General features: G+C 38.6%; 20 protein-coding genes. 5 read left to right on the top strand and 15 right to left on the bottom strand.

Annotated features, from left to right (window positions below; all coding sequences use genetic code 11):
• Positions 1-461: 461 nt before the first annotated feature.
• Positions 462-1,031 carry a LysE family translocator gene (locus tag AC5YCE_RS01490; protein WP_496170624.1) on the bottom strand — a complete coding sequence of 190 codons (570 nt, stop codon included), beginning with the start codon at positions 1,029-1,031 and terminating at the stop codon, positions 462-464.
• A 511-nt stretch (positions 1,032-1,542) separates the two neighbouring features.
• On the opposite strand from AC5YCE_RS01490, the gene rlmKL reads away from it, so the two are divergent.
• Positions 1,543-3,747: a bifunctional 23S rRNA (guanine(2069)-N(7))-methyltransferase RlmK/23S rRNA (guanine(2445)-N(2))-methyltransferase RlmL gene (rlmKL, locus tag AC5YCE_RS01495; protein WP_496125669.1), complete on the top strand. Its 2,205-nt coding sequence runs from the start codon at positions 1,543-1,545 to the stop codon at positions 3,745-3,747.
• A gap of 95 nt (positions 3,748-3,842) precedes the next feature.
• Here rlmKL and AC5YCE_RS01500 read toward each other — a convergent pair whose 3' ends face one another.
• From AC5YCE_RS01500 to epsC, 6 genes are all read right to left on the bottom strand, one after another.
• Complete coding sequence (locus AC5YCE_RS01500; protein WP_496170626.1) at positions 3,843-4,295, bottom strand: hypothetical protein; 453 nt, start codon at positions 4,293-4,295, stop codon at positions 3,843-3,845.
• 127 nt (positions 4,296-4,422) lie between these two features.
• Positions 4,423-5,565: a GNAT family N-acetyltransferase gene (locus tag AC5YCE_RS01505; RefSeq protein WP_496170628.1), complete on the bottom strand. Its 1,143-nt coding sequence runs from the start codon at positions 5,563-5,565 to the stop codon at positions 4,423-4,425.
• The gene (locus AC5YCE_RS01510) at positions 5,549-7,102 is read right to left on the bottom strand and encodes a GH3 family acyl-acid amido synthetase (RefSeq protein WP_496170630.1); all 1,554 of its coding nucleotides are present in this window, start codon (positions 7,100-7,102) and stop codon (positions 5,549-5,551) included. The genes AC5YCE_RS01505 and AC5YCE_RS01510 overlap by 17 nt, the downstream gene beginning before the upstream one ends.
• 2 nt (positions 7,103-7,104) lie before the next feature.
• Entirely contained in the window at positions 7,105-7,929 is an 825-nt protein-coding gene (locus AC5YCE_RS01515; RefSeq protein ID WP_496125665.1) for a hypothetical protein, read from the bottom strand.
• Between the two features lie 253 nt (positions 7,930-8,182).
• Complete coding sequence (clpB, locus tag AC5YCE_RS01520) at positions 8,183-10,762, bottom strand: ATP-dependent chaperone ClpB (protein ID WP_496170632.1); 2,580 nt, start codon at positions 10,760-10,762, stop codon at positions 8,183-8,185.
• A 384-nt stretch (positions 10,763-11,146) separates the two neighbouring features.
• Positions 11,147-12,055: a serine O-acetyltransferase EpsC gene (gene epsC / locus AC5YCE_RS01525; RefSeq protein ID WP_496170634.1), complete on the bottom strand. Its 909-nt coding sequence runs from the start codon at positions 12,053-12,055 to the stop codon at positions 11,147-11,149.
• 571 nt (positions 12,056-12,626) lie between these two features.
• Here epsC and AC5YCE_RS01530 point away from each other — a divergent pair.
• On the top strand, positions 12,627-13,109 hold the full coding sequence (locus AC5YCE_RS01530; RefSeq protein WP_496125662.1) for a rhodanese-like domain-containing protein: 483 nt from the start codon (positions 12,627-12,629) through the stop codon (positions 13,107-13,109).
• A gap of 279 nt (positions 13,110-13,388) precedes the next feature.
• Here the strand turns inward: AC5YCE_RS01530 and AC5YCE_RS01535 are convergent, their stop codons facing one another.
• Positions 13,389-13,811 (bottom strand): OsmC family protein, encoded by a 423-nt coding sequence (locus tag AC5YCE_RS01535; protein WP_496125661.1) that lies wholly within the window; start codon positions 13,809-13,811, stop codon positions 13,389-13,391.
• A gap of 147 nt (positions 13,812-13,958) precedes the next feature.
• Here AC5YCE_RS01535 and crp point away from each other — a divergent pair, with 147 nt between their 5' ends.
• Together crp and AC5YCE_RS01545 are read left to right on the top strand one after the other, a co-directional pair.
• On the top strand, positions 13,959-14,672 hold the full coding sequence (gene crp / locus AC5YCE_RS01540) for a cAMP-activated global transcriptional regulator CRP (protein WP_496125660.1): 714 nt from the start codon (positions 13,959-13,961) through the stop codon (positions 14,670-14,672).
• Positions 14,673-14,882: 210 nt separating this feature from the next.
• Complete coding sequence (locus AC5YCE_RS01545; protein WP_496170636.1) at positions 14,883-15,932, top strand: NADP(H)-dependent aldo-keto reductase; 1,050 nt, start codon at positions 14,883-14,885, stop codon at positions 15,930-15,932.
• Between the two features lie 87 nt (positions 15,933-16,019).
• On the opposite strand, the gene AC5YCE_RS01550 is transcribed toward AC5YCE_RS01545, so the two are convergent.
• The 7 genes from AC5YCE_RS01550 to AC5YCE_RS01580 all read right to left on the bottom strand — a co-directional run bounded on the left by AC5YCE_RS01550 (position 16,020) and on the right by AC5YCE_RS01580 (position 22,678).
• Positions 16,020-16,796 carry a M48 family metallopeptidase gene (locus tag AC5YCE_RS01550; protein WP_496170638.1) on the bottom strand — a complete coding sequence of 259 codons (777 nt, stop codon included), beginning with the start codon at positions 16,794-16,796 and terminating at the stop codon, positions 16,020-16,022.
• Positions 16,797-16,901: 105 nt separating this feature from the next.
• Positions 16,902-17,207, bottom strand: a complete 306-nt coding sequence (locus tag AC5YCE_RS01555; RefSeq protein ID WP_496125657.1) for a hypothetical protein — start codon at positions 17,205-17,207, stop codon at positions 16,902-16,904.
• A gap of 102 nt (positions 17,208-17,309) precedes the next feature.
• Positions 17,310-18,086 (bottom strand): M48 family metallopeptidase, encoded by a 777-nt coding sequence (locus AC5YCE_RS01560; protein WP_496170641.1) that lies wholly within the window; start codon positions 18,084-18,086, stop codon positions 17,310-17,312.
• Between the two features lie 126 nt (positions 18,087-18,212).
• Positions 18,213-19,532, bottom strand: a complete 1,320-nt coding sequence (locus tag AC5YCE_RS01565; RefSeq protein WP_496125655.1) for an adenylosuccinate synthase — start codon at positions 19,530-19,532, stop codon at positions 18,213-18,215.
• A 78-nt stretch (positions 19,533-19,610) separates the two neighbouring features.
• Complete coding sequence (locus AC5YCE_RS01570; protein ID WP_496170643.1) at positions 19,611-20,777, bottom strand: ATP phosphoribosyltransferase regulatory subunit; 1,167 nt, start codon at positions 20,775-20,777, stop codon at positions 19,611-19,613.
• Between the two features lie 419 nt (positions 20,778-21,196).
• Positions 21,197-21,499, bottom strand: coding sequence for a hypothetical protein (locus AC5YCE_RS01575; RefSeq protein ID WP_496170645.1), 303 nt, complete (start codon positions 21,497-21,499; stop codon positions 21,197-21,199).
• A 153-nt stretch (positions 21,500-21,652) separates the two neighbouring features.
• Positions 21,653-22,678 carry a type I glyceraldehyde-3-phosphate dehydrogenase gene (locus tag AC5YCE_RS01580; protein WP_496170647.1) on the bottom strand — a complete coding sequence of 342 codons (1,026 nt, stop codon included), beginning with the start codon at positions 22,676-22,678 and terminating at the stop codon, positions 21,653-21,655.
• Between the two features lie 449 nt (positions 22,679-23,127).
• Here AC5YCE_RS01580 and alaS point away from each other — a divergent pair, with 449 nt between their 5' ends.
• Entirely contained in the window at positions 23,128-25,821 is a 2,694-nt protein-coding gene (alaS, locus tag AC5YCE_RS01585; RefSeq protein WP_496170649.1) for an alanine--tRNA ligase, read from the top strand.
• Positions 25,822-25,828 lie beyond the last annotated feature (7 nt).

Consider the following 25,828-nt stretch of genomic DNA (forward strand, 5'->3'; position numbering starts at 1 on the left):
TTGATTGATGCTATATCAATCACAGTAAAATCACTATTAATTATACTTTTTATTGATTTTCAATCATTTAAATTGAACAAATTTTAGTAATTGATTTGCAAACTATTGGCTATGATCAGAGCCAATAGACTATCGCCAAAGAACCTTCGCATCAGGATCTATCAGTACCCACTCGATTACGGTCTTTCTTTTACCATTTTTCCATGCTCGTGTTTGGATATTAATTTGAAATTTATCATCATCACGAACAATCCACTCCGTAGGCTTAGACTCAACACGATCATAATAATCAAGACTATGCCGTCCTAACTTACCCAGATTCATTCCTTCTACACCTTAGATTAAACAAACCTCACCATTTAGTCTCAACACAAAACTATTGATGTTTTTATTAAAGTTTAGGAAGCTATTTAATCGTAACTCAACAGCAATGATGCAAACCGATTAATCAAGCATATTAGCTAAACATAAAAATGTGACCAACTCATTTGTAATGCAATAAACATTAACAGCACGCCCATAGCCATGTTAAACAGTCTCATACGAGAACCTTGGTTTAAAAATACCGCAAGCTTTTGACCTGCATATCCCCAAATCAATAAAGATAAATAACAAACCACAAAGTAAATGAGAATAAACAAAACTAAATAAAATGCATTATGCGATGCAGAAAATAACGCTGTCCCTGAGACTGCTGCTATCCATGCTTTAGGGTTCAACCATTGCAACAACGCACCTTGCATAAATGTTGGGGCTTTGGGTAATGCAAGCTGATCCGTCTGAATTGATTCGCCTTGGGCTCTTGAGATATTCCATCCCATCCACACCAATAAAGCCGTACCAAGCACAGTAATGATATTGAGTAAGATTGGATAAATTGCAATGACTTGGTATAAACCAAAACAGACAGCTGCCAATAATGCAGTAAAGCCAATCGTCGCACCTGAAATAAATGCAAAAGTCTGCTTTAGACCATAATTCATACTACTGCTGAGAATCGTAATATTTACAGGTCCAGGCGATATCGACATGGATAAAGAAAAAGTAAACATTGAAAAAATTAAACTGAACATCATTATAGCCTTGAATATTGTTATATCTTTTAATCATCATTTTTCTTACATAATGACCTATTGTAGTTTTTTAAGGATATAACAATGTGAAAGCGATGTAACTCAGCATCATACATTGCTAAGGCAAAACTCATCACACCTCCAATATAGGTCATTATTCTCTGTTAAAAATAAATACCATCAATCACACGACTTAATCGCGCATATAAAACATATAAAAGTATGGCTGTATAAAATTTATCCTTTATTGTTGGATCGTCCTATTTCATCATATATTAATCTTATCCTATTGTTTTTATTAAATAAAAAAACCAATCTATTTCCAAAATATTCGTAACATTTAGCATCAAAAATTGAATGAAGAATAAATAATGATACTTAAAGGGTCGCTTTGTTCTAATTTCAAAAGCTTTGATCGTTAAAATACGTTAAAATACGCGATTGCTAAAATTGTCTTTGGAAAATGTTCATGAATTCGAAACCACGTCTTTCTACATATTGGGTCACCTGTGCAGATGGGCTAGAAACCTTACTTCAAGAAGAAATTGAGGGTTTAGGGGTTCAAAACATTGAACGACTTCCAGGACGTCTAGTCTTTAAAGGTACACTTGAAGATGCATACCGCGTATGTATGTGGTCGCGTTTAGCTTCACGTGTACTCACCCCAATTCATACACATGAAATTGAATTTAGCCATGATGCCCGCGATGTGGCAGAAGAGCTTTATGAAGGTGCAAACAGCTTCGATTGGTCGCTTATTTTTGCACCACAATCGACCTTTGCTGTCCGTCTCCATATCGAACGTGAAATCAAAGTTAACAGCCAGTTCGCAACGTTACGCGTGAAAGATGGTGTGGTCGACTCATTCATGGAAGCTGTGGGTAAGCGTCCAAGTATTGATATTAAGCAACCAGAAATCACACTTTATGTGCTTGCAGGTAAGACAGAACATACGTTCTGCCTAGATTTATCAGGTGACTCTCTACATAAACGTGGTTACCGCTTATACATGACAGATGCACCGATCAAAGAAAACTTGGCGGCAGCGATTCTACGTCGTGCAAAACTTCACGAACAAAACCCAGATATTTTCCTTGACCCAATGTGTGGTTCAGGGACATTTATTATTGAAGCACTCATGATGCTGACTGATCGTGCACCTGGCTTAGTTCGTCGTTTCGGCTTTAATGGTTGGAATGGTCATAACCATGAACTATGGATGTCGATTAAAGGTGAAGCCGCTGAACGTCATAAAATTGCTTTAGAAAAGCCACTACCAAAATTTTATGCTTTCGATGCAGATTGGGAAGCGGTTAAAGCAACCAAACAAAATATTCGTGCAGCTGGTTTTGAATCATTGCTGGACCAAATCCAAATTGAAGAACGTACTTTAGCTGATTGGCCCGATTTCCAAACGGAAGGCAAAACGTCATTTATCGTGACCAACCCTCCTTACGGTGAGCGTCTAGGTGATCGTGGTTCAAGCCGTTCATTCTACTTGGGCTTATCTGCACTTTTACAAAAGCATTTCCCAAATCAAATGACTGCAATTATTGCAGCTCAAATCGAACAAGCAGACGTATTGGCGATTCAAGAACCACAAACATTGCGTTTAATGAATGGTAAATTGCCGATTTATATCCGTTCAGGTTTAATTAAACCAGCAACTGTTTCAAAACCATTTTTAGAAACGTGGCAGCCTCAGCAATTCGAAAAAATCGAGGGTGCTGAAGATTTTACCAACCGTTTGCAAAAGAACATGCAAAACTTAAAGAAATGGGCAGTGAAAGAAAATATTTATTGCTTACGTATTTATGATGCCGATCTACCTGACTTTAACGTTGCAGTAGATTTATATGGTGATCGTTTGCACGTTCAAGAATATGCACCGCCAAAAATCATTGATCCTGAAAAAGCGAAAAAACGTTTTAACTTAGCACTGGCTTCAATTCGTGCAGTAACCGGTTTGGGTCGTGATGCGATCTTCATCAAAACACGTGCTCGTCAAGAAGGTAAAACACAGTACACCAAACAAAGTACGGCGTCTAAGCGTTTTATCGTGCAGGAAGGCAAAGCGAAAATCTTGGTGAACTTAACCGATTATCTTGATACTGGTTTGTTCTTAGATCACCGTCAAATGCGTCTGCGTATTGCTGCTGAAGCAAAAGGTAAACACTTCCTTAACCTTTATAGCTACACCTCTACTGCAAGCTTACATGCTGCTTTGAATGGTGCTGCGAGTACAACCAGTGTCGATCTTTCCAATACCTATTTAAATTGGTCTAAAGAAAACTTTGTATTGAACGGTCTAACGGTTGATCATGCAGATGAACAACACCAGTTCTTCGCGAGTGATTGTTTTGAGTGGTTGAAAGAAGGTCATGAACAATATGACTTAATCTTTATTGATCCACCAACCTTCTCAAATTCGAAGAAATTCCACGGAACTTTCGATATTCAACGTGACCACCTTTCACTCTTGAAACGTGCGATGAACCGCTTAACGACAGGTGGTACGCTTTACTTCTCAAATAACTATCGTGGTTTTGAGTTAGATGATGAAATTAAAGCGTTCTATGACATTGAAGAACTGACCAATGAAACCATTGGCCTCGACTTCAAACGAAATACGAGGATTCACCGTTCATGGAAAATTCAGCACTTACCTTCTTAATGTGCTTTAACAGTCGTTTAAATTTAATGTCATAAAAATAAAAAGAGTTTGAAGATTCTTCTTCAAACTCTTTTTATACACTCAAATTGTAAAAATTAATATTTATTCGATTTTACTGTGGCTGTCCCCGAACCTTTGACATTCCCATCACTATTGAATCTTAGACTACTCTCATAAACGATATTTTCCGTGTTTAATGAATCATATGGAATATAGACTTTTCGTTCATTGTTTAAAAGTTGACTATTATCCGTTTTTTTCTTTATTTCATAGTCAGATGCGGCTGTAGATTCAAGATTTTCCTTACTCATTTGATCTGCCTGCTCTTTGGCTAAATGTTGATGTTTATTTAATTGTTGCTCTAATGGAATATGTGCATCATGCTGAACCAAACTCATCATTTCAGGACTGACTTTATGATCCCCTGCACTTTGCTCGGAAAGGACATGATCATCAATAATTTGAGCATATGAAATTAGGGGGATTGTAGAAATTAGAGTCGTCAATAGAATTATTTTCTTCGAAAAGACACCATTATGCTGATCCATATTCAACATCCATTTTATTTTTATATTCTTTTTAATATAGTTTTTCTAATAAAAGTTGCAAGTGATTCTTTAATATTCCGATAAGCTACTTTTCCCTCTTTTTTTCTTCAACATCATTTATAGCGTATTAAAGACGCCCAACTTCAAAATAAGATATTTTAGAGCGGTCAAATTCACCCATCGGTGTATTTTTGAAACTATGTAAAGCATGAATCGCATGCATTTTATGAGAGCGTGTTTTTTGAGCAGCACTATAGCGGGGATCATCCTGACTCAGCGTTATACAAAAGGATGATTTCCCTTTTTTCTGGGTTTCACTATTCAATTGATACAGTTGATATGCGAACACGTCCAAACGCTTAGGATGACTTAATACGCTATGCGCCATTAAATAATCGAAACAATCCCCTACTTTAGGTAATTTCATCTGATGAGTCATCGATGCATAGACATTATAAAAAGGTCTTAAATAGTGAAGCGTTGTAGAATATTCAACGACCTTGGTTTGTTTGAGCTGTTTTTGATTCCAAAGTCCCATAATACCAACCACTTGCTGATTTAAATCAAAAACCAATTTAAAGTCTTTTAATCGCAAACCTTGCCAAAGTGGATGGTCTCCCCGATTTAAATCATTAAAATTATACACAGGTAAAAAGTTAAAAAACTCTCGCATATCAGCGACAAACTGGTTTGCGATATGAATCAAATCTTCCGTAAGTTCATGCATTGAAAATTGTTTAAATTGACTTAAACTCGGTACCTTAGAAATATTAAAAGTCGTCATTTGATCCAAAATATAAGGTTCTGGAAAATGAGGACGACTTCGGTGCAACATATGCTTTGCTTTGTGATTATCTTCTAACACAACACTTTGTAAAAAATCATCTACAGGAATTTGGCTATACAAATAATCCATGAGGACTTCAATCACTTTTCGACCTCGAAAAGCTGGATCAATGCGCAGATCAGACACATAACGAATTTTATTCGTCTGCGCATTGATATAGCAATTTTTAAAGCCAATATTCATCATGCCAATAATCACATCAGGTTGGTCTTTTTTAACCACAACTTTAATATCGGGCTGATGATACTGAACATATGCTGCTTTGAAATAATCATTTCCTCGCTCAAATGACAAAGTCATGCCATTACTCGGCATCGTTTCTGCAACCAGCTTTAACAACTGAGCGTTATCCTGGAAATTTGCATCACGGATCATGAGCTGATCATTTTTGTCCGACTGGAAATATTTATTTCCAATATCCATATTCATCCACCATGATTTTTATTCTCTTCAGCGGTTCAGGCTTGATATTTCCTTCAATCATTCCATTATGCATGGCTAAATTTTTATAATAATCCCAAGCATTTTCGACATGTATCACACCCGGTTCATCAAGCTGACCTAAATTCCTTGCCAACTCATAATGAAAATTCTTTTTTAATAATTGATCCAAAACGGATACATCTGCAATAGCTTCCGAACTCCCTTCACTTAACAACACATAATGTGGTTTTTTATGATTGGATTGCTCAATACCCAATAAACTCATCGGTAGATAATCTTTTTGCTTAAAATGAGCAATAATATTTAAAGCTGTCGATTGATCGATTTTTTCACCGACCAAATCCACGGTCATTTTGCGCCCTAGAAATTTAAAACAGGGGACATTTTGATAGAACTCAGTTACGACCAACTCATCATCAATAATATATCGTGTCAAACCTGAACTTGTGGTAATAATCGGACTCACCCGTTGTCCTATTTTCAACTGCCAAGCTGGGTAAACATTTTGATGGTCTAGATCTAAAAACTCATAAAAATGAGCTTGATACATGAGCGGATAATGACCATCGAGTGGTATTGTGACAACGCCTTCCGTTGCCCAAAGCCCTTTACCTTCAAATGACACGTCTGATACTTTTTCTCCTAAAATTTTAGCCCAATGTTCTGCACTGGCAGTATCCCAACTTGAAATCAAAGTCAGTTTTGACCAAAGAATTTTCCAAGATTGAGCATTTTCTAGGTTCAAATGACTTAACTTACAACTCTGATGCTTAGAATACGGTGCTTTTAAAAAGTTGAGGGATGCTCTTTGCCACTCACCTGTTTGCAACGTGGTGATAATTTCGTCTTGGTAAAGTTGAATAATCTCCAAGAGCTGCAATGCAAAGGTTGGACTCCAAACTGAAATCATGCCTAAATTTTTATCTGCGACTAAATAAGTCGCAGTCGCAAACATCGCATCCTCTGGACTTTCAGCCATCGCTATTTCAGTCGGTACAGACTGGGTCACCTTAGTCAGTATTCGCTTACTCAAACTTAATAAAGCACGATCATCATTTAAGTTTTGATTATAGGTCAGTTTTCGCTGACTCTCTGGCAACCATGAAACTGACCAATAATGTGTGGTATTTTTTAACTCAGGATAATGCTGGTACAGACTCCGAAGCCATAATCCAATCGCTTGATCCAACTCATCCAAAAATCCTTGTGTATAAGGAATAAATTTGAGCGCCTCACTTGAGCCGCTGGTTGGCTGAAATCGAATCAATTTTTGGTTGTTCAATAAGTTACTAGAAGTTTCTCTCGATTGTTCAATTTGAGATTTCCAGTCCGCATATCGTGTGATTGGATATTGGGCAATAAAATCTTGGTAGCTCAGATGAGGTTGCTCAACGATCTGCTTTAATTTTTGTCTTTGAACATGCTCTAACCGCGATGAATCTTGGTAAAACTTTGTAGATGCTTGTTGACATGCGAATGACAGGATTTGATGTGAACTATATAAAATGAATCCCACGATCAAGCCACCTTTGAAGATTCAGTAGCAGCGATTTCATTTTGATTTATTTTTGCTTGATGATGATCCTGCCCCTTACTCGCAGGCTTAGTTAAAAAACGCTGTACATAGCGATACAAATCTGACCAATGAATCTCACCAATGCAGGGCAATTCTGTACCCACACTCCATGTTGGATTTTTTTCTTCAAAAAAGGCTATTTTTTTACTTTTTTTCCGCATCTCATCTGTAATGGGAGCAATCTCAGGATCGAGTGCTTGGTATGCATCACCAAAATTCAATAATTTTTTATTTTTATCGTAATATTCTGCAAAATATTGGTTACAGTACGCTTCAACGAATTGTTCAAGTCGTTGATGTTTATGATCACAATGCGGGTAGTAGGTAAAATAGTTGTTGGCTAATAACAAATAGGTTTTAAAACCTTTACTGATCAACATCCAGTAAATTGGTTTGGTTGGGTATTTCAACTTAAAGAAAATAATATACCGATACATCGCTCGTTGAAGGGCGCGATTGCCCCAATAAGCTTGTTCTATAATCGTGTCACCACTAAAAAAGGCATGTCGTACAATGCCATTGACTTCAAAATCACGCTCTACCACCGTAGAAAAACCCACGATCAAATCGTTCTTTGGTTCACGAATAATGAAGATACCCGTTTTTTCCATCAAATCTTTTTTAAAAATCTGAAACGTCGTATTGAGATAATATTTTTCAAAAATACCATACATGCTTTTCATATCAAGCAAAGTGATTTTTTCAACAGGCTTGTATTCGCTATAAGGTTCATTTTTGAACTTACGTAATAATTTTAATTCCAACATATTGATCAATCCATTGAGCACGCATACCTCGCGACTTTTATTATTTTTGATTCATTCCTGAGTTTCAGTCTTGAATCTTCGCCTTTCCCTGACCCGCAAATATTAATCAGATCAACTTAACAATGGCAAACCTATATCTCAAATCATTACAAAAAAGTAGCTTAAATAACAAAAAAACCCAACCGAGGTTGGGTTTTCTGATGAGTGAACGTTTAAATCTTAAGCTGATCTTCAATGAAGACAAGACAATGGATTAGCTCAATTTGACTTTCTCAAAGATGAGTTTGCCATCTTCGCTTTTAATCACAATCGTATCCCCAGGTACAAAGTCACCTGACAGTATTTTCTGAGCCAAGCTATTTTCAACTTGTTGTTGAATCGCACGTTTGAGTGGACGAGCCCCGTACACTGGATCAAATCCAGCATCAATCAATTGATCAAAAGCAGTGTCGTCTACAGCCAAACTCAACTCACGATCCGCCAAACGATCACGTAATCGATTCAATTGAATATCTGCAATTCCACGAATTTGAGCTTTCTTCAAACTATGGAAAATCACCAACTCATCAATACGGTTAATGAACTCTGGACGGAAATGTTCAGACACAGCGCTCATCACCACTGAGCGTACATCCGCTTCTGATGCATTTTCACCTAATTCTCGTACATCATTTGAGCCTAAGTTTGACGTCATCACAATAACCGTGTTTTTGAAATCAATCACACGACCTTGTGAATCCGTTAAACGCCCATCATCGAGCACTTGAAGTAGGATATTAAAGACATCTGGATGTGCTTTTTCTACTTCATCAAATAACACAACGCTATAAGGTTTACGACGCACAGCTTCTGTTAAAACACCGCCTTCCTCATAGCCAACATATCCTGGAGGCGCACCAACCAAACGGCTGACAGAATGCTTCTCCATAAATTCAGACATATCAATACGAATGATGGCATCATCACTATCAAACAAGAAGTTACCCAGCGCTTTGGTTAACTCTGTCTTACCGACACCAGTTGGTCCAAGGAATAAGAATGAACCACTTGGGCGGTTTGGATCAGATAAGCCTGCACGTGAACGACGCACCGCATTCGATACCGCAACCACTGCTTCATGTTGACCCACGACACGGTTATGTAAGAAGTCTTCCATGTGCAATAGTTTTTCACGTTCACCTTGCAACATTTTCGACACTGGAATGCCTGTCGCAGCGCTCACCACTTCAGCAATTTCATTTTCAGTGACTTTGGTACGAATCAGTTTCGGCTCTTCATTGACTTCCAATACTTCTTCTTCATTCAAGCGCTTTTGCAACTCAGGAATGACGCCGTATTGCAAACGACTTGCTTCAGCTAAATCACCTTCACGTTGTGCTTTATCAAAAGCAGTACGCGCCTTATCTAACTCAACTTGCGCTTGATTTGTACCCTCAACCAAGGTTTTTTCAGCACGCCACACTTCTTCCAAATCGTTATATTCTTTCTGAACCTCAGCAATTTGTTTCTCCAGATGGCTAACTTCAGCTTTACTGACTGAATCTGCATCTTTTTTGACGGCTTCAAGTTGCATTTTCAATTGGATCAAACGACGATCTAAACGGTCTAATGGCTCAGGTTTTGAGTCAATTTCCATTTTGATACGGGATGCAGCCTCATCAATCAAGTCAATCGCTTTATCTGGCAACTGACGATCGGTGATGTAACGATGAGACATTTTTGCTGCCGCAATAATCGCTGAGTCCAAAATCTGCACACCATGGTGCGTTGCATATTTCTCTTTTAAACCACGGAGAATCGCAATCGTGTCTTCTACACTCGGTTCATCGACCAACACTTTTTGGAAACGGCGTTCAAGTGCTGCATCTTTTTCAATGAATTGACGATATTCATCTAAAGTTGTCGCGCCCACACAGCGTAATTCACCACGTGCCAAGGCAGGTTTAAGCATATTCCCTGCATCCATCGCCCCATCACCTTTACCTGCGCCAACAAGGGTATGTAACTCATCGATGAATAAAATGATTTCGCCATCATATTTCGCAAGGTCTTTGAGTACGGCTTTTAGTCGTTCCTCAAACTCACCACGATATTTCGCCCCTGCGAGCAAGGAACCTAAGTCTAATGATAAAACACGTTTACCTTTCAGGCTTTCAGGGACTTCACCATTGACAATGCGTTGTGCTAAGCCTTCCACAATCGCAGTTTTACCGACACCAGGCTCACCAATCAATACCGGGTTGTTTTTGGTACGACGTGACAAGACCTGAATAGTACGGCGAATCTCTTCATCACGACCAATAACAGGATCTAACTTACCCACCATTGCACGTTCGGTTAAATCAATGGTGTATTTATTCAGTGAATCACGTTGATCTTCATGATTATTTGCCATGACTTTATCGCCACCTCGAATATTTTCAATTGCTTTACGTAATTTGTCTGATGTCACACCAATATTGGTGAGTAAAGATTTTGTGGCACCTGTTTCAGCTAAAGCCAAAATCACCCAATCGGTTGATAGAAACTCATCACCCGCCTTTTGTGCATAGCTATCTGCCAAATTTAGTGCACGAACAGCCTCGGGGTTTAAATTAATATCACCTGTAGGATTAGAGAGCGTTGCAGCATCATTTAACGCTTGTTGAAGTTTGGTCTGTAAATCTCTGAGATTTGCACCAGCCTGTTGGAGCAAACTAACATTGGCAGGTTCTTCCAATAATGCAGATAAAATATGTATACCTTCAATCGCGGTATGATCTTTACCCATTGCCAATGACTGTGCATCAGATAACGCTTGCTGTAGGCGGTTTGTAAATTTTTCAAAACGCATTCTTATTTTCCTCACAACAAATTTTGTACTTGGAACATAAATGGGTGCGATAAAATCAATTTCAAGTATTTGTATTCAATTTATTCATTTTTAATTATTTATTTTTCAAAAGCTTACCAAAATACTCAGGTTAAATCCTAGTATTAATATTTGTGCCAATCTGATCATTTTCAAGCGTATTAACATAAAACATTTCAATCAATAGCGTCGTTTCCAATTGTTTTCTATAAGAATAAAACGACGCCGAAAAAGCCATTCTGAAGAAGAATTATATTTGGTTTTATGCGTACCTATGTTCATGGGATTATAAGCATGTTGTCGTGTTCAATATGCGATGGTTTATATTCTCAAGGGTATTCACATCCAAATCTTTGCTTTGGGATACTAATCGACCTGAGTTTTCATCACAGAACTCTGTGATACTGCACTAAAAGGCGCGACACTCTGGGTAATCCAAACATTCCCACCAATAATTGCCCCTTTACCAATCGTGATTCGACCCAATATGGTTGCTCCTGCGTAGATCACCACATTATCTTCAACAATTGGATGGCGCGCATATTCTTTTTGTAAGTTTCCTTCTTCATCTATCTCAAAACGTTTTGCACCAAGCGTTACGGCCTGATAAATTCGAACATTTTGACCAATCACACAAGTCTCACCAATAACAACCCCTGTTCCATGATCTATGAAACACCCTTGACCGATTTGTGCTCCTGGGTGGATATCAATTCCTGTTTTTGAATGAGAAATCTCAGCAATGATTCTCGCCAAAAGACACAATTCTCTTTTATAAAATTCATGTGCAATTCGGTGATAAGTCATCGCGACAATACCCGGATAGCACAGTAGCACCTCATCCACACTTCGAGCAGCAGGATCACCTTGATATGCAGCAATCACATCTGTATCTAGAATTCTACGAATAGATGACAATTGCTCTGCAAATTCATGAACTATTTTTTCAGCTCGAATCGTGATCTCGGCTTGATCGGCATACTCTTTTTTAGATTTTAAATCATAAGATAAGTTAAGTTTTACTTGCTCCAATAAAGCATACAACGTTTTCTCTAAAGTATAAGCGATATAGAAGTTTTCACTTTTCTGGCGCAGATCATGTGGTCCTAAACGCATCGGAAAAAGAATGCCACACAAATCATTCATTATTTTTTTGATTTCGGTACGTGATGGTAACTCACGTCCACCATCGTCTTTTAGACTATTTTGCTGAACTCTCCATTCGTGTCTTAAATTTTGAAGGTCATCAACAATTTTATGAATATTCCAACCCATTCACATCACCCTGTTTTTATCGTTATAAATAATTAAAATGTGTTTTATCTCTTATAATTTAAGCATTTTATATGGGCATCATTGTTTAGCATATGTATTAATCAGCACAACTATCTTTAACAAACTCAAACTTATTTTCATTTATGCCTCTAAAATTAATTTCTTAAATTAACCATCTCACTATTCAGATCATCAGTTCTCAAGTTAGACTCATATACGATCTAAATAATGACCCAAGCGCACCTTAAATTTTATGTGATTCAACTTAATCAGGATAAAAGAATTTTCTATATGGGTATTCATTTTTCAAATATTCCTCTATTTTCAAAATAAGAATATACAAGTGAATTTTTATTCGTTTTTAGAATAAATAAAATGGATATATTATTAATAATGAATCAGCATATTTTTTACACAAATGCTTCAATAAATACTTCAAATCAAATGTTCGCTCTGTGAATCATTAGAGTAATCAAACTTCTAATTGGGTTATCCCTATGAATATTGATTTAAATGGTGTGAAGGTAAAAATTACGCTCTCAAGTAAATATATAACTTTGAAGGTTTGACCATGAACATTGCAGTGAATCAAGCTCAAGTGACGACTGACCAATTAAACGAGATTTTAAGCCAAGCAAAAAAATTGGCTGAAGACCATTACTTAGAGTTTGCTGGCACAGTCACGCCTCACAATGCATGGCTGCTGTTTCAATCTAAGCAAGCAGTCATTGTTGATGTCAGAACTCTAGAAGAACGGAAATTCGTTGGTCATATTGAAAATACCATTCATATTCCATGGGCGACAGGCATTTCTTTAAATCGAAATCCACACTTTGCTGAAGAACTCGAAAACCAAGTCGGTAAGGCCAAAGTCATTCTTCTGTTATGCCGGAGTGGTAAGCGTTCAGCCGCTGCTGCAAATGTCGCTTTCAACGCGGGTTTTGAATCTGTATACAACATTGATCAAGGCTTTGAAGGTGATTTAGACCAATACAATCAACGAGGAAGATTTAATGGATGGCGTTTCCATCAACTGCCTTGGGCTCAAGAATAAAGAATCAACTCAATTTTGAAAACGTTTTGTGATTATTTCCTTTGTGAGGCTTTTATGCTTCACCATCAAACCCAATAGAATACTCATATCTTATTTGGTTTAAGTGTTCGGTTTAAAACATTAAAAGGAATGCAAAACTGCTATTTGTATGTATGTTTAGACTTTATGTTTTTTAAAAAATCAGATTAATAAGACTATACAAATATTTGTACGCCTTAAATTTTTTATTATAAAAAAGGCAACTTATGTTGCCTTTTAACTACACTATTCAACTAATTTTTATTGAGCTTCAATAATTTCAAAGTCATGGCTAATGATCACACCACCGTCTGAAAGCATTTTACTTGCTGAACAATATTTCTCGGCAGACAATTCAACTGCTTTTGCCACTTGTTTTTCTTTTACTGCTTTACCTGTGACAACAAAGTGCAAATGAATCTTGGTAAAAACAGCCGGAATTGTGTCAGCACGATCAGCTTTTAGTTCACATACAACACCCGTCACATCTTGGCGTGATTTCTTTAAAATAGTCACAATATCAAAGGAAGCACAACCACCAAGTCCCATTAATATCAACTCCATGGGACGTGGACCACGGTTTTCTCCACCGTATGCTTCCGCACCATCCATGACAATTTGGTGACCACTCTCAGATTTTGCTTCAAAAGCAACATTCTCTAACCAATGTACGCTAGTATGCATTGCAACTACCTAAAAAAAGCTATAAATTTACCTAGTACTGTACACTAGCATAATTTGGGTTGAGAAGGAATTTCACCTTATTGCTTAATGTGGAAAGTTCAGCTCAGATCTAGATCTAGTAATTATCAAATTCGGAATTTAAAAAGCATGACTTCTAATTTTTCACAACTTAGTACAGATGCTTTGTCACCAGGTCAGCTTCCTGAATCTGTCAAAGCTTTACTCAAGCGTGCGCATATCAATCGCTTTCCTAAGCGTACTGCAATTATTGATGCGGGCACTGAGTCAAAATCTCTGTATCTAATTTTAAAAGGGTCAGTTTCAATTATTTTACGTGAAGATGATGACCGTGAAATTGTTGTTGCATATTTGAACCCAGGGGACTTTTTCGGGGAAATGGGTTTATTTGAAACAAACCCTCAACGTACAGCGGAAGTTCGCACTCGTGATGTTTGCGAGATTGCAGAAATTTCTTATGCTAATTTCCATGAAGTAAGTAAACAATATCCAGACCTAAGCTATGCCGTATTTGCACAGCTTGTACGTCGCTTAAAGAATACTACGCGTAAAGTAACTGACCTTGCATTTATCGATGTTTCAGGTCGTATTGCACGCTGCCTAATCGACCTTTCAAGTCAACCAGAAGCAATGATCCTCCACAATGGTCGTCAGATCCGTATTACGCGTCAAGAAATTGGACGTATTGTGGGCTGTTCACGTGAAATGGTAGGGCGCGTTCTTAAAACGCTTGAAGAACAAGGCATGATCGAGACTGATGGTAAAGCCATTTTAATCTTTGATGCTTCTTTAGAGGCTGTAAATACCACTGAAGAAAACCTCGATGATGCTGATGTTGAATAATTGTTAAAATCTTTGTATCAAAGCAAATCTTCGGATTTGCTTTTTTATTTCCTAAAATAAACATTATTTTGCTTTTAATCTATGTTCATATTATTTTCATTAATGAGATTAGGGTAATTTGAGAATCTAGCTGAAATAGCCTTACCGATCATTACTCATATAATTTGGGCTCTTGTTTATAAATACCTTAGATATTTAGGATAATTAACCATGCAATTCAAGCCACTTGGACATACTGGAATTTTAGTCCCTGAAATTTGTTTAGGTACGATGACCTACGGTGAGCAAAATACCCAAGCTGAAGCATTTCAACAGTTAGATTATGCACTGGATCGTGGTTTAAACTTTTGGGATACAGCCGAAATGTACCCTGTCCCACCCAAACCTGAAACTCAAGGTGCGACAGAACAAATTATTGGCAATTGGATTGCTGAACGTGGTGGAAGAGACAAACTTATTCTTGCATCAAAAATTGCAGGCCCTTCTCAAGGCGGTAGTCACATCCGTGATGGAAATACACGATTCAACAAGTCAGATATTGAAACTGCTCTTGATGGCAACTTAAAACGCTTGCAAACTGATTATATTGATCTCTACCAATTACACTGGCCACAAAGACCAACCAATTTTTTTGGTAAACTTGGCTACGGCAATCAAGAATCAACCCTTACAAGCGATATCACGCCACTTGAAGAAACACTTTTAGCTTTAAAGGATGAAATTGATAAAGGTCGAATCCGTTATATTGGTTTATCGAATGAGACCCCATGGGGAACCATGAAGTTTCTACAGTTAGCTGAAAAGCTAGGTATGGAAAAGTTGGTGAGCGTTCAAAATCCCTATAATTTATTAAACCGAACTTATGAAATCGGTATGTCTGAAATTGCGCATTATGAAGGTGTGGGCTTACTTGCATACTCCCCACTGGCATTTGGCTATCTAACTGGTAAATTTAGAAATGGCGCTCGCCCAGCCAATGCCCGTATTACGCTTTACTCACGTTTTAGTCGTTATAGCAACCCAGAAAGCTTGTGGGCAACAGAACAGTACGCTCAGCTCGCAGAACAGCATGGTCTGACCTTGACTCAACTTGCACTGGCATTTATTAAACAACAGTTCTTTGTAACATCAACCATTATTGGCGCAACCAATCTAAATCAATTGAAAGAAAACATCGATGCTTTTGATATCACACTTTCAGATGAAGTTTTAAAAGGTATAGAAGATATCCATAAACAACAGCCGAATCCAGCGCCATAAATATATTTCATCCTCTTACATTGGAAGAGGATGAAAGGATGAACAATAAAAAAGGATGCCTTTGCATCCTTTTTTAATGATAGAAAATTAACGCTGTCTATATACGGCTTGAGCAGCAGGTAAGTTTTTACGCATAGCTTCAATACGTTGTGAATTGGATGGATGCGTTGATAAGAATGCCGACTTACCGCCTCCTGATTCAGCATTCATTTTTTGCCAAAGTGTAATAGCGGCTTGTGGATCATAGCCACCTTTCGCCATCAGCATCAAACCACCTTGGTCAGCTTTACTTTCTAGGCTACGTGAGTACGGTAAACCAATACCAATTTGGCTACCCAATTGAGCTGCTGCAGTACCTAACTGTCCTACGTTATTACCAGCAGCACTTAGACCAATATTTAGAGCTAAATTCGTTAACGCTTGCGCTCCAATTTTTTGCTTAGCATGCTCTTCCAATGCGTGTACCATTTCATGGCCCATAATCGCAGCAATTTCAGCATCTGTTAAGTTAAGCTTATTCACAATACCCGTATAGAACACAACCTTACCACCTGGAGCAACATAGGCATTGACTGTATCTGCTTTTAGTACCGCAAGTTGCCAGTCAAAACGCGTACCCGTTTGATTCATCTGATCAGCAAATGGCTTCAAACGGTTAAACACGGTATTGATGCGCTTATATGTCGTAGATGAGGTGTCTAATGTTCCTTTTGAACGTGCTTCAGCAACAGTTTTGTTAAAACCATCTGTTGCTACAACGTTAAGAGATGCCGTATCAGCCCCAGCCATATCAGCAACAGTGGCACAACCACTAAACGTCATTACACTCGCTGCACATAATGTGAGTAATGCCTTATTTTTCATTATTTTACTCCAACTCAAATTAGTCAAAATCTATTTTATTGGATTATATTGCATTGATTTATGACTTGAAATCTGTAAATCATTTTTTTCATATGAATTATGTAATTAGCTAAATTGAATAATCAACCAGTACACCAAACATAAAACATTCAATCCCAGATAAAAATGCGCCACAGGTTGAATCTTTTGTTCGATCTCTACACTCTTACGTTTAATAATCAAATACGTATTTTGAATCAATACTATAGGCACTAAAATACACGCGATAATAACCGATAGACCGATTAAGGCTTGAAATACAATTTCTGGATTTGTTGGCTGAGCATTGATAATCATCATCGCAATTGTCGGCGCCCCACCCATAGCAAATAATAGTGAATAAAATATGGTATTCGCGATATTTTTTTGCATTCAATGCTCTTTATATTTAGTCTTCATTTTTATTTTAACAAGCACTACACATTTGCACAGTGCTTATTCATGCAACTTTAGTATTTATAACGATTATTTAGGCTATTTCTTATAAAGAGCCATCGCTTCCGGCATTAGTTTTTGTAAGTTTACAATACGATCTTCATTGGATGGATGCGTTGACATAAACTTAGCTAAAGCATTATTGCCACTGCTGTTATTTTTATTCATTTTTTGCCATAGAGTCACAGCTGCATTGGGATCATAGCCAGCTTTAGCCATCAACATGATTCCACCTTTATCTGCACGGCTTTCTAAATTACGAGAAAATGGCAGTCCAACACCAAACTTACTCCCCATATCTAAAAGTAAACCACCATAGCCCCCTACAGATTGACCTACGTATTGAGATCCAATATTCACAGCCAAATCTGTTAAAACTTGAGCACCCATTTTATTCTTTGCATGTTCTTCCAACGCGTGCACCATTTCATGCCCCATGATGGCAGCGACTTCACTGTCTGTAAGCTTAAGCGTGTCCACAATTCCTGTATAAAAGACCACCTTCCCACCAGGCGCAACATAAGCATTCACTTCTTTAGACTTGATCACCGCAACTTGCCATTCAAACTTATGTCCCGTCTGATTCAGCTCATCCGCATAAGGCTTCATTTTGTGAAATACACGATTTACTTTTTTATAGGTCGCTGAAGTCGTGTCTAAAACCTTTTTGCTCTTTGCTTCATTCAACATTTGATTATAACTTTGCGTTGCATTCAAATTTAATGTCGCTGAATCTGCTCCGACGAAGTCTGCTACTGTTGTGCAACCAGTTAGACTGATTACAACAACACCCCCAATTAAATTTTTATATTTCATGACCTTCTCTCGTTGATTAAGGTCAGAATATATTAATTTGCAAAACTTTTAAGACAATAACATTATGTGACATTTCAATAAAAAACCCTGTGAAATCACAGGGTTTTTTTGAATCAATCAAAAATATTAAGCATCAAATGGATGACGTAATACGATTGTTTCATCACGATCTGGACCCGTTGATACGATATCAATTGGACATTCGATCAATTGTTCAATGCGCTTCACATAGTTAATTGCCGCTTGTGGCAATTGATCCATTGATTTCGCACCAAAAGTTGACTCAGACCAACCTGGCATTGTTTCGTAGATTGGTTTTAAAGTTTCAAATGCAAGCGCATCAGAAGAACCTACACAACCTGAATCAGCAGCTTCATAACCTACACAGATTTTCACTTCTTCTAAACCATCAAGAACATCAAGTTTAGTTAAGCAAATACCTGAAAGTGAGTTCACTTCTACAGAACGGCGTAGAATTTCAGCATCAAACCAACCACAACGGCGTTGACGGCCAGTCGACGCACCAAACTCATTACCGATTGTACCCAAGTGTTTACCAATCGCATCACCAACATCATTGGCAGCATCGTAAACAAGCTCAGTTGGGAATGGACCTGCACCGACACGTGTCGTGTACGCTTTAGTAATACCCAATACATAGTCAAGGTGCAATGGACCCAAACCTGAACCTGAGCTTACGCCACCAGCAGTCGTGTTTGAAGAAGTTACATACGGATATGTACCATGGTCAACGTCAAGGAGTGAGCCTTGCGCACCTTCAAACATGATTTTTTCGCCAGCTTTGCGATATTTATGCAATTCACCAGTCACATCAATAACCAGTGGTGCAACCACTTCACGCCATTGGTCACATAGTGCAAGTACATCTTCTAATTTAACTGCTTCTACGCCGTAGAATTGAGTCAATTGGAAGTTATGGTATTCAAGAAGTTCAGTTAACTGAGCTTTCAAATGTTCGCCACCACGTACCAAGTCAGCAACACGAATTGCGCGACGAGCAACTTTATCTTCATATGCTGGACCGATACCACGACCCGTTGTACCAATTTTCGCATTACCACGTTTGATTTCACGTGCTTGGTCAAGTGCGATGTGGTTCGGAAGAATCAGTGGACAGTTTGGCGAGATACGTAAACGCTCTTTAACAGGAACGCCTTCTTTTTCAAGAATATCCATCTCTTTGATGAGTGCTTCTGGTGAAAGAACCACACCGTTACCGATCAAGCACAATACGTTTTCACGTAAAATACCAGATGGAATGAGGTGTAATACAGTTTTCTTACCACCAACCACGAGTGTATGACCCGCGTTGTGTCCGCCTTGGTAACGAACGACCGCAGCCGCTTGATCTGTGAGCAGGTCGACGATTTTACCTTTACCTTCGTCGCCCCATTGGGTACCAAGTACCACAACATTCTTGCCCATAATAGCCTCATTGCATCATGCTGTTAAAATTAGAAAACTTTGCGGCAATAGTGTTAAAAACCCATTACCGAAAAGAGATTAAATTTGTTTCACTGTCCATTCACCTGATGCATTCACCAACTGGTGAGTCGCATTTGGAACAGAGTTAATCGTGTCATTGCCAAGAAGTTGAATCACACTGAAACCAAGTTCGCGTGTCTGTTCAATCGCTTGTAGTAAATCCCGTTGTGTACCCTTTGGTGCCACAACCACAGTCACTGCTTCAAAGCGACCTGAGCTTAATGCATACAAGTCACATGAGAAGCCGGTTGCTGGACGTGCACGCCCAAAGTGTTCACCAATACCGTCATAACGACCACCTTGAGCTAAAGGTGCTGCACGATTTGGCGCATAAACGGCGTACATTAAACCTGTATGGTAGTGATATGAACGCAATTCTACGATATCAATACCAATGTGCAGGTTTGGCCAACGTGCTTGAATTTCAATTTTTGTCGTTTTAACGGCATCAAGCGCTAATTTAAAAGCGTCATCCGCTAAAACATCTGCACTTAAATGATTTTGCAAAGCCTCTAAATCACTTGCAAAACGACCTAATGCATAAAAGTCTGAACCAAAATTTAAGTCTTGAGTGAAGACTGCAAGTTCTGGCAATGCTTTACGTTGGTACAGATCAGAAAGGTGACTCTCGATCGCCTTATTTAAACCTGCCAATTTAACCAAGCTACGGAACAAGCCCACATGACCTAAGTCTAGGTGGATACCCTCATCGTATTGGGTTGTTTTTAACAAGTTAAGCATGACATCGATCATTTCGACATCAGCATCGATACTGTCTGAACCAAATAGCTCTGCACCTAACTGAAGGGGTGCACGGGTGGTATTAAACCCTTGAGGTTTAGTATGTAAAACTGTTCCTGCATAGCAGTAACGAGCCACACCTTCTACTGGATATACATGCGCATCTATACGAGCCACTTGTGGTGTCATATCGGCACGCACACCAAGTAAACGACCTGATAATTGATCGATGACTTTAAAAGTGGCTAAGTCTAAATCTTGATTCGATTCTGAAAGAGAAGATAGAGATTCGATGTATTCAATAAATGGCGTATACACCAATTGATAACCTCGAGATGCAAGGAAATCTAAGGCTTCACGACGCATAGTTTCGATAACTTGCGCTTGCTCTGGTAATACATCAGCTACACCATCAGGTAATAACCATGTCTCTGAAATGGGCATGTTGTAAACCTAAATCCTGTCAGTGCGGAACGAATCCGCATAAAAAAATCGGGAACACACCCGATTTCTCCTAGTCTACCACGATAGTTTTAGCTGTGCATTAGACTTTTTTATAAAAAATTATCAAATTTTAGAGCAACTACAAAAAAGTTAATTTGTCTCATCATCTATGAGCTGAACAGAACTTTAACTTATACTTTAATGAGTCACTGTATCCGTCGATTTTATCTTTTGTTCAAAATATCAGAGCAAGTTATTCACTTTTGGATTCGTTTAAAGACCTTGCTCTATAAATGAAGCTCTTCAATCAAGCTCACAATCTGCTAGCAAGGGAGTCAATAAATTATTCGAAAAAATACTGTCAATACCAATAAATCAAACAACATCTAGATTCGATCTCTGGCAAGCAACATTAAGCCTTAAGATTTTGGATTTACAACTTGAGCCAGTATTGAGACCAATTCAACATTTTGAGTTTCAACTAGTTTTAATTTCTGTGCATTGATATCAAGTACTTCTTGCTGAACATTCATTTTCTTCGCCAAGTCTTGCATAATTTCTAAAGTTTTCTGCAAATTAAGCTCTAGAGATTGCACTTTATTTTCTAGTTGCTGAATTACCAAATCATCCACATTTTGATGTTGCTGTTTTTTCATCAACATCCAAAACATCACCGTGACCGCAACAACCAATACAATCATTACCAACCAAATCATAATCATCAAAATCCCCCACAACCCATATTTGAATAAGCATTGTAATTTGAGTTAAAAAACACATTAATCTCTAAATGTAAAAATAACGATCAATGCTTAAAATCTAAAATGCCTGACAATTTACTTTCAGAACTTGATAACCTGTATTAAACATAGCATTTACGCTTGAAAAGACTCACACAGATCCAGTAAGCGATTGGCATATCCCCACTCATTATCATACCAAGCAAATACTTTAGCTTGATGACCGACTACCATGGTCTGACTTAAATCGACAATTAAAGAATATGGAGAGTGGTTAAAATCACTAGATACCAAAGGCTCATTGGTCACATCCATGATGCATGCATAATCTGATCGTGCAGCGTTGCTGAGCACCTCATTCAAGCTATGCGATGTAATCAGTGATTGTGAAGTAAACGTGAGGTCAATTGCAGCCACATTAATGGTTGGAACACGAATAGAATACCCATCGATACGCCCTTCCATTTTCGGCATCACATTTTTAAGTGCGCCAAGTGCCGATGAAGTCGTTGGAATAATATTTTGACCTGATGCTCTGGCACGACGTAAATCACGATGTGCATGATCAAGTACAGACTGATCCGCAGTCACTGCATGGATTTCAGTCATCAGTGCTGTATCTATTCCGAAAGCATCGTCAATGATTTTAACCAAAGGTACGAGCGCCTGCGTGGTACATGAAACACTCGAGATAATTTGATCTGTTGCTTTCACATCAAGGTGATTAACGCCATAAACAATCGCAGCATCAACAGTATCAAAAGGCGCAGCACCGATGATCACCCGTTTAGCACCTGCTTGTAGATGCTTACCCGCTGCAACACGTGAGCGAAACAATCCCGTACATTCTAGCACCACATCGATTGCTAAATGCCGCCAAGGTAAACGTTCTGGATCAGCTTGGCTATGCACTTGGACTTTCAGTTCAGATTGACCACAGTTGATATTTAAGTAAGGTTGAACACCCTCATAGCTCAGTTCAACTTCGCCATGAAAACGACCATGCGTCGTATCATATTTAAATAAATGAATCAGGGTATCTACATCTGCGACATCATTAATTGCGACGATCTCAAAATTAAAATGTTTTGGATTTTCAAACCATGCACGCAATACATTACGCCCGATTCGACCAAATCCATTTATCGCCACTTGTTGCATCAGAAACCCTTATTCAATCAATTCAAAAGTACCACTGCTCTATATTAATAGATTTAAAGCAAATACAGATATAAATTCTCGCTTTATCTTTATTCAGTAAAAATGATGAATCATGCCCTCATTAAGGCGTTAAAGCATCCAGTCAATGAACCTTAAAAGGTATTAAAAATCAGAGATAAAGCACAGTCAATCCTATTGAGATGTTTTTAATTGATGCTTTTAAAAATATAACAATGGCTTAGATAAATTTTAAAACCTAGATCAATTCTCTACTTTAAATCAAGCTGAATGCAAATTGTCATCAAAAGACTTTAAAATCGTTGGTGCATCATACATTTTCCGTTATAATTTGGCGTTTTTTAAAAATAAGCCTGTGTTCCAGCAAAGAAGCTTAATTCTTGTCAGACTGTAACGCGTTTGCAAATCAGAAATTATGGAGTGACTTGGTTGTGAGTACTCGTTTTATGACATCAGCTGAAATTCGTGAAGCATTTTTGCGTTACTTTGAATCGCAAGGGCATACACGTGTCGCGTCGAGTTCACTCGTACCTGCCAACGACCCAACTTTACTGTTCACCAATGCGGGCATGAACCAGTTTAAAGATTGTTTCCTAGGTCTAGAAAAACGTGATTATGTACGCGCAGTATCATCGCAAAAATGCGTTCGTGCAGGCGGTAAACATAACGATTTAGATAATGTCGGTTATACAGCACGTCACCATACTTTCTTTGAAATGTTAGGTAACTTCTCGTTTGGTGATTATTTCAAACGTGATGCCATCAAATTCGCTTGGGATTTCTTAACCAATGAACAATGGTTAGGTCTTCCAAAAGACAAGCTCTATGCCACTGTTTATCACACTGATGATGAAGCTTTTGACATCTGGAACAAAGATATTGGTTTAGATGCAAGCCGAATCATTCGCATCGGTGACAACAAAGGCGGTCAATACGCATCAGATAACTTCTGGGCAATGGGTGACACAGGTCCTTGTGGTCCATGTTCTGAAATCTTCTTTGACCATGGCGATCACATTTGGGGTGGTTTACCAGGTAGCCCTGAAGAAGATGGTGACCGTTTCATCGAAATTTGGAACAACGTATTCATGCAGTTCAATCGTACTGCTGATGGCGTGCTCCACCCGCTTCCTGCGCCTTCTGTCGATACAGGTATGGGCTTGGAACGTATTTCTGCAGTTTTACAACATGTAAACTCAAACTATGAAATCGACTTATTCCAACACCTACTCAAAGGTGCTGCAGAAGTCATCGGTTTAGATACAGCCGAACTTGAAGCAAAAGCACAAGCTGAAGCTAAGCCAGTTAACTATCCTGCATCTTTAAAAGTTGTTGCTGACCATGCACGCTCATGTTCATTCTTGATTGCTGATGGCGTTAATCCTTCTAATGAAGGTCGTGGTTATGTCCTACGTCGTATCATCCGTCGTGCTGTACGTCATGGTAATAAATTGGGTGCAACAGGTTCATTCTTCCACAAAATGTTAAAGCCTTTAATCGAAGTGATGGGCGATGCATATCCTGAACTTGCTGCTCAACAAGCACGTATCGAAGCACAACTTTTAAAAGAAGAAGAGCAATTCGCTAAAACTTTAGAGCAAGGTTTGAAATTGCTTGAAGGCGAACTTGCAAATTTAAAAGGTTCTGTCATTCCTGGTGAAGTTGTTTTCAAACTGTATGACACGTATGGTTTCCCAACGGACTTAACCGCTGACATCGCACGTGAACGTGAGTTAACCATCGATGAAGCTGGTTTTGAAGTTGAAATGGCGGCTCAACGTCAACGTGCACGTGATGCGGGTAAATTTGCAATCGACTACAACAGCGTTGTTAAAGTTGAAGGCGAAACTCAATTTGATGGTTATGATACAACTGCTGGTCAAGGTCAAATTGTCGCTATCTATAAAGATGGCGAGCAAGTGGACGAAGTCGTTGAAGGTGATGAAGCTTTAATCGTATTGAATCAAACCCCTTTCTATGCTGAAAGCGGTGGTCAAATCGGTGATACAGGACTCTTCAAAAACGATACGGGTATTTTCGAAGTTCAAGATACTAAGAAATCTGGTGGAGCGTTTGTACACCAAGGTATCGTGACCATGGGGAGCCTAAAAGCAACTCAATCTGTTGAAACAACTGTAAAAGCAGACATTCGCGCGGCAACCGCACGTAACCACTCTGCGACTCACCTTCTACATGCTGCACTTCGCCAAATTTTAGGTGGTCACGTTCAGCAAAAAGGTTCATTGGTTGCATCAGATGTATTACGTTTCGACTTTGCCAATGATCAACCTGTAACATTTGAACAGCTACAAGAAATTGAACGCTTAGTCAATGCAGAAGTGATTGCCAACACTGCTGTTTCAACTGAACTTCTTGATATCGAATCTGCCAAAGCCAAAGGCGCGATGATGTTATTTGGTGAAAAATACGGTGATGAAGTTCGTGTGCTGTCTATGGGTTCAGTGATTGAAGATAAAAACTTCTCAATCGAACTGTGTGGTGGTATTCACGTCAAGCGTACAGGCGACATTGGTCTTTTTAAAATCACTTCTGAAGCTGGTGTAGCTGCTGGTGTTCGTCGTATCGAAGCAATAACAGGCACAAAAGCGATTGAAGTTGCTCAAAAAGCGGATCGTGATATTTACACCATCAATGGCTTACTTAAAGCTCAAAAAGATCAAACTTTAGAAAAAGTTGAAGCGATTGTAGATACAGCTTCAAGTTTGCAAAAGCAAATTGATCAACTGAATCAAAAATTGGCGAACTTCCAAGCATCTGAACTTTTAAGTCAAGTTCAACAGATTGCTGGTCGTACAACGCTAATCACGACTGTTCAAAATATGGATGCGAAATCATTACGCAACCTACACGACGGTGTGAAATCAAAATTAGAAAATGCAGTCATTGTTCTTGCAGGTGTTGAGGGTGACAAGGTTAGCTTGATCGCATCTGTAGCAAAAGACTTTACTGCTTCTATTAAAGCGGGTGACATCATCAAACACTTGGCAACTGAGCTGGGTGGTAAAGGTGGTGGTAAACCTGACTTGGCACAAGGTGGCGCGCCACTTAACGAGAAGTTTGCAACAGTGATGGCAGAATTAACTGCTTGGCTTGAAGCTAAATAATACTTCA

This window comes from Acinetobacter sp. CY79, assembly GCF_059515845.1.

Excerpts from the sequence above, each read along its gene's own strand:
- AC5YCE_RS01560 (WP_496170641.1), bottom strand. The coding sequence starts at position 18,086 with ATGAAATATAAAAATTTAATTGGGGGTGTTGTTGTAATCAGTCTAACT.
- AC5YCE_RS01575 (WP_496170645.1), bottom strand. The coding sequence starts at position 21,499 with ATGATTATGATTTGGTTGGTAATGATTGTATTGGTTGTTGCGGTCACG.
- clpB (WP_496170632.1), bottom strand. The coding sequence starts at position 10,762 with ATGCGTTTTGAAAAATTTACAAACCGCCTACAGCAAGCGTTATCTGAT.
- AC5YCE_RS01490 (WP_496170624.1), bottom strand. The coding sequence starts at position 1,031 with ATGTCGATATCGCCTGGACCTGTAAATATTACGATTCTCAGCAGTAGT.
- crp (WP_496125660.1), top strand. The coding sequence starts at position 13,959 with ATGACTTCTAATTTTTCACAACTTAGTACAGATGCTTTGTCACCAGGT.
- AC5YCE_RS01505 (WP_496170628.1), bottom strand. The coding sequence starts at position 5,565 with ATGGATATTGGAAATAAATATTTCCAGTCGGACAAAAATGATCAGCTC.
- AC5YCE_RS01565 (WP_496125655.1), bottom strand. The coding sequence starts at position 19,532 with ATGGGCAAGAATGTTGTGGTACTTGGTACCCAATGGGGCGACGAAGGT.
- AC5YCE_RS01570 (WP_496170643.1), bottom strand. The coding sequence starts at position 20,777 with ATGCCCATTTCAGAGACATGGTTATTACCTGATGGTGTAGCTGATGTA.
- AC5YCE_RS01545 (WP_496170636.1), top strand. The coding sequence starts at position 14,883 with ATGCAATTCAAGCCACTTGGACATACTGGAATTTTAGTCCCTGAAATT.
- AC5YCE_RS01535 (WP_496125661.1), bottom strand. The coding sequence starts at position 13,811 with ATGCATACTAGCGTACATTGGTTAGAGAATGTTGCTTTTGAAGCAAAA.
- epsC (WP_496170634.1), bottom strand. The coding sequence starts at position 12,055 with ATGGGTTGGAATATTCATAAAATTGTTGATGACCTTCAAAATTTAAGA.
- AC5YCE_RS01550 (WP_496170638.1), bottom strand. The coding sequence starts at position 16,796 with ATGAAAAATAAGGCATTACTCACATTATGTGCAGCGAGTGTAATGACG.
- AC5YCE_RS01555 (WP_496125657.1), bottom strand. The coding sequence starts at position 17,207 with ATGCAAAAAAATATCGCGAATACCATATTTTATTCACTATTATTTGCT.
- AC5YCE_RS01500 (WP_496170626.1), bottom strand. The coding sequence starts at position 4,295 with ATGGATCAGCATAATGGTGTCTTTTCGAAGAAAATAATTCTATTGACG.
- AC5YCE_RS01530 (WP_496125662.1), top strand. The coding sequence starts at position 12,627 with ATGAACATTGCAGTGAATCAAGCTCAAGTGACGACTGACCAATTAAAC.
- AC5YCE_RS01580 (WP_496170647.1), bottom strand. The coding sequence starts at position 22,678 with ATGCAACAAGTGGCGATAAATGGATTTGGTCGAATCGGGCGTAATGTA.
- AC5YCE_RS01515 (WP_496125665.1), bottom strand. The coding sequence starts at position 7,929 with ATGTTGGAATTAAAATTATTACGTAAGTTCAAAAATGAACCTTATAGC.
- rlmKL (WP_496125669.1), top strand. The coding sequence starts at position 1,543 with ATGAATTCGAAACCACGTCTTTCTACATATTGGGTCACCTGTGCAGAT.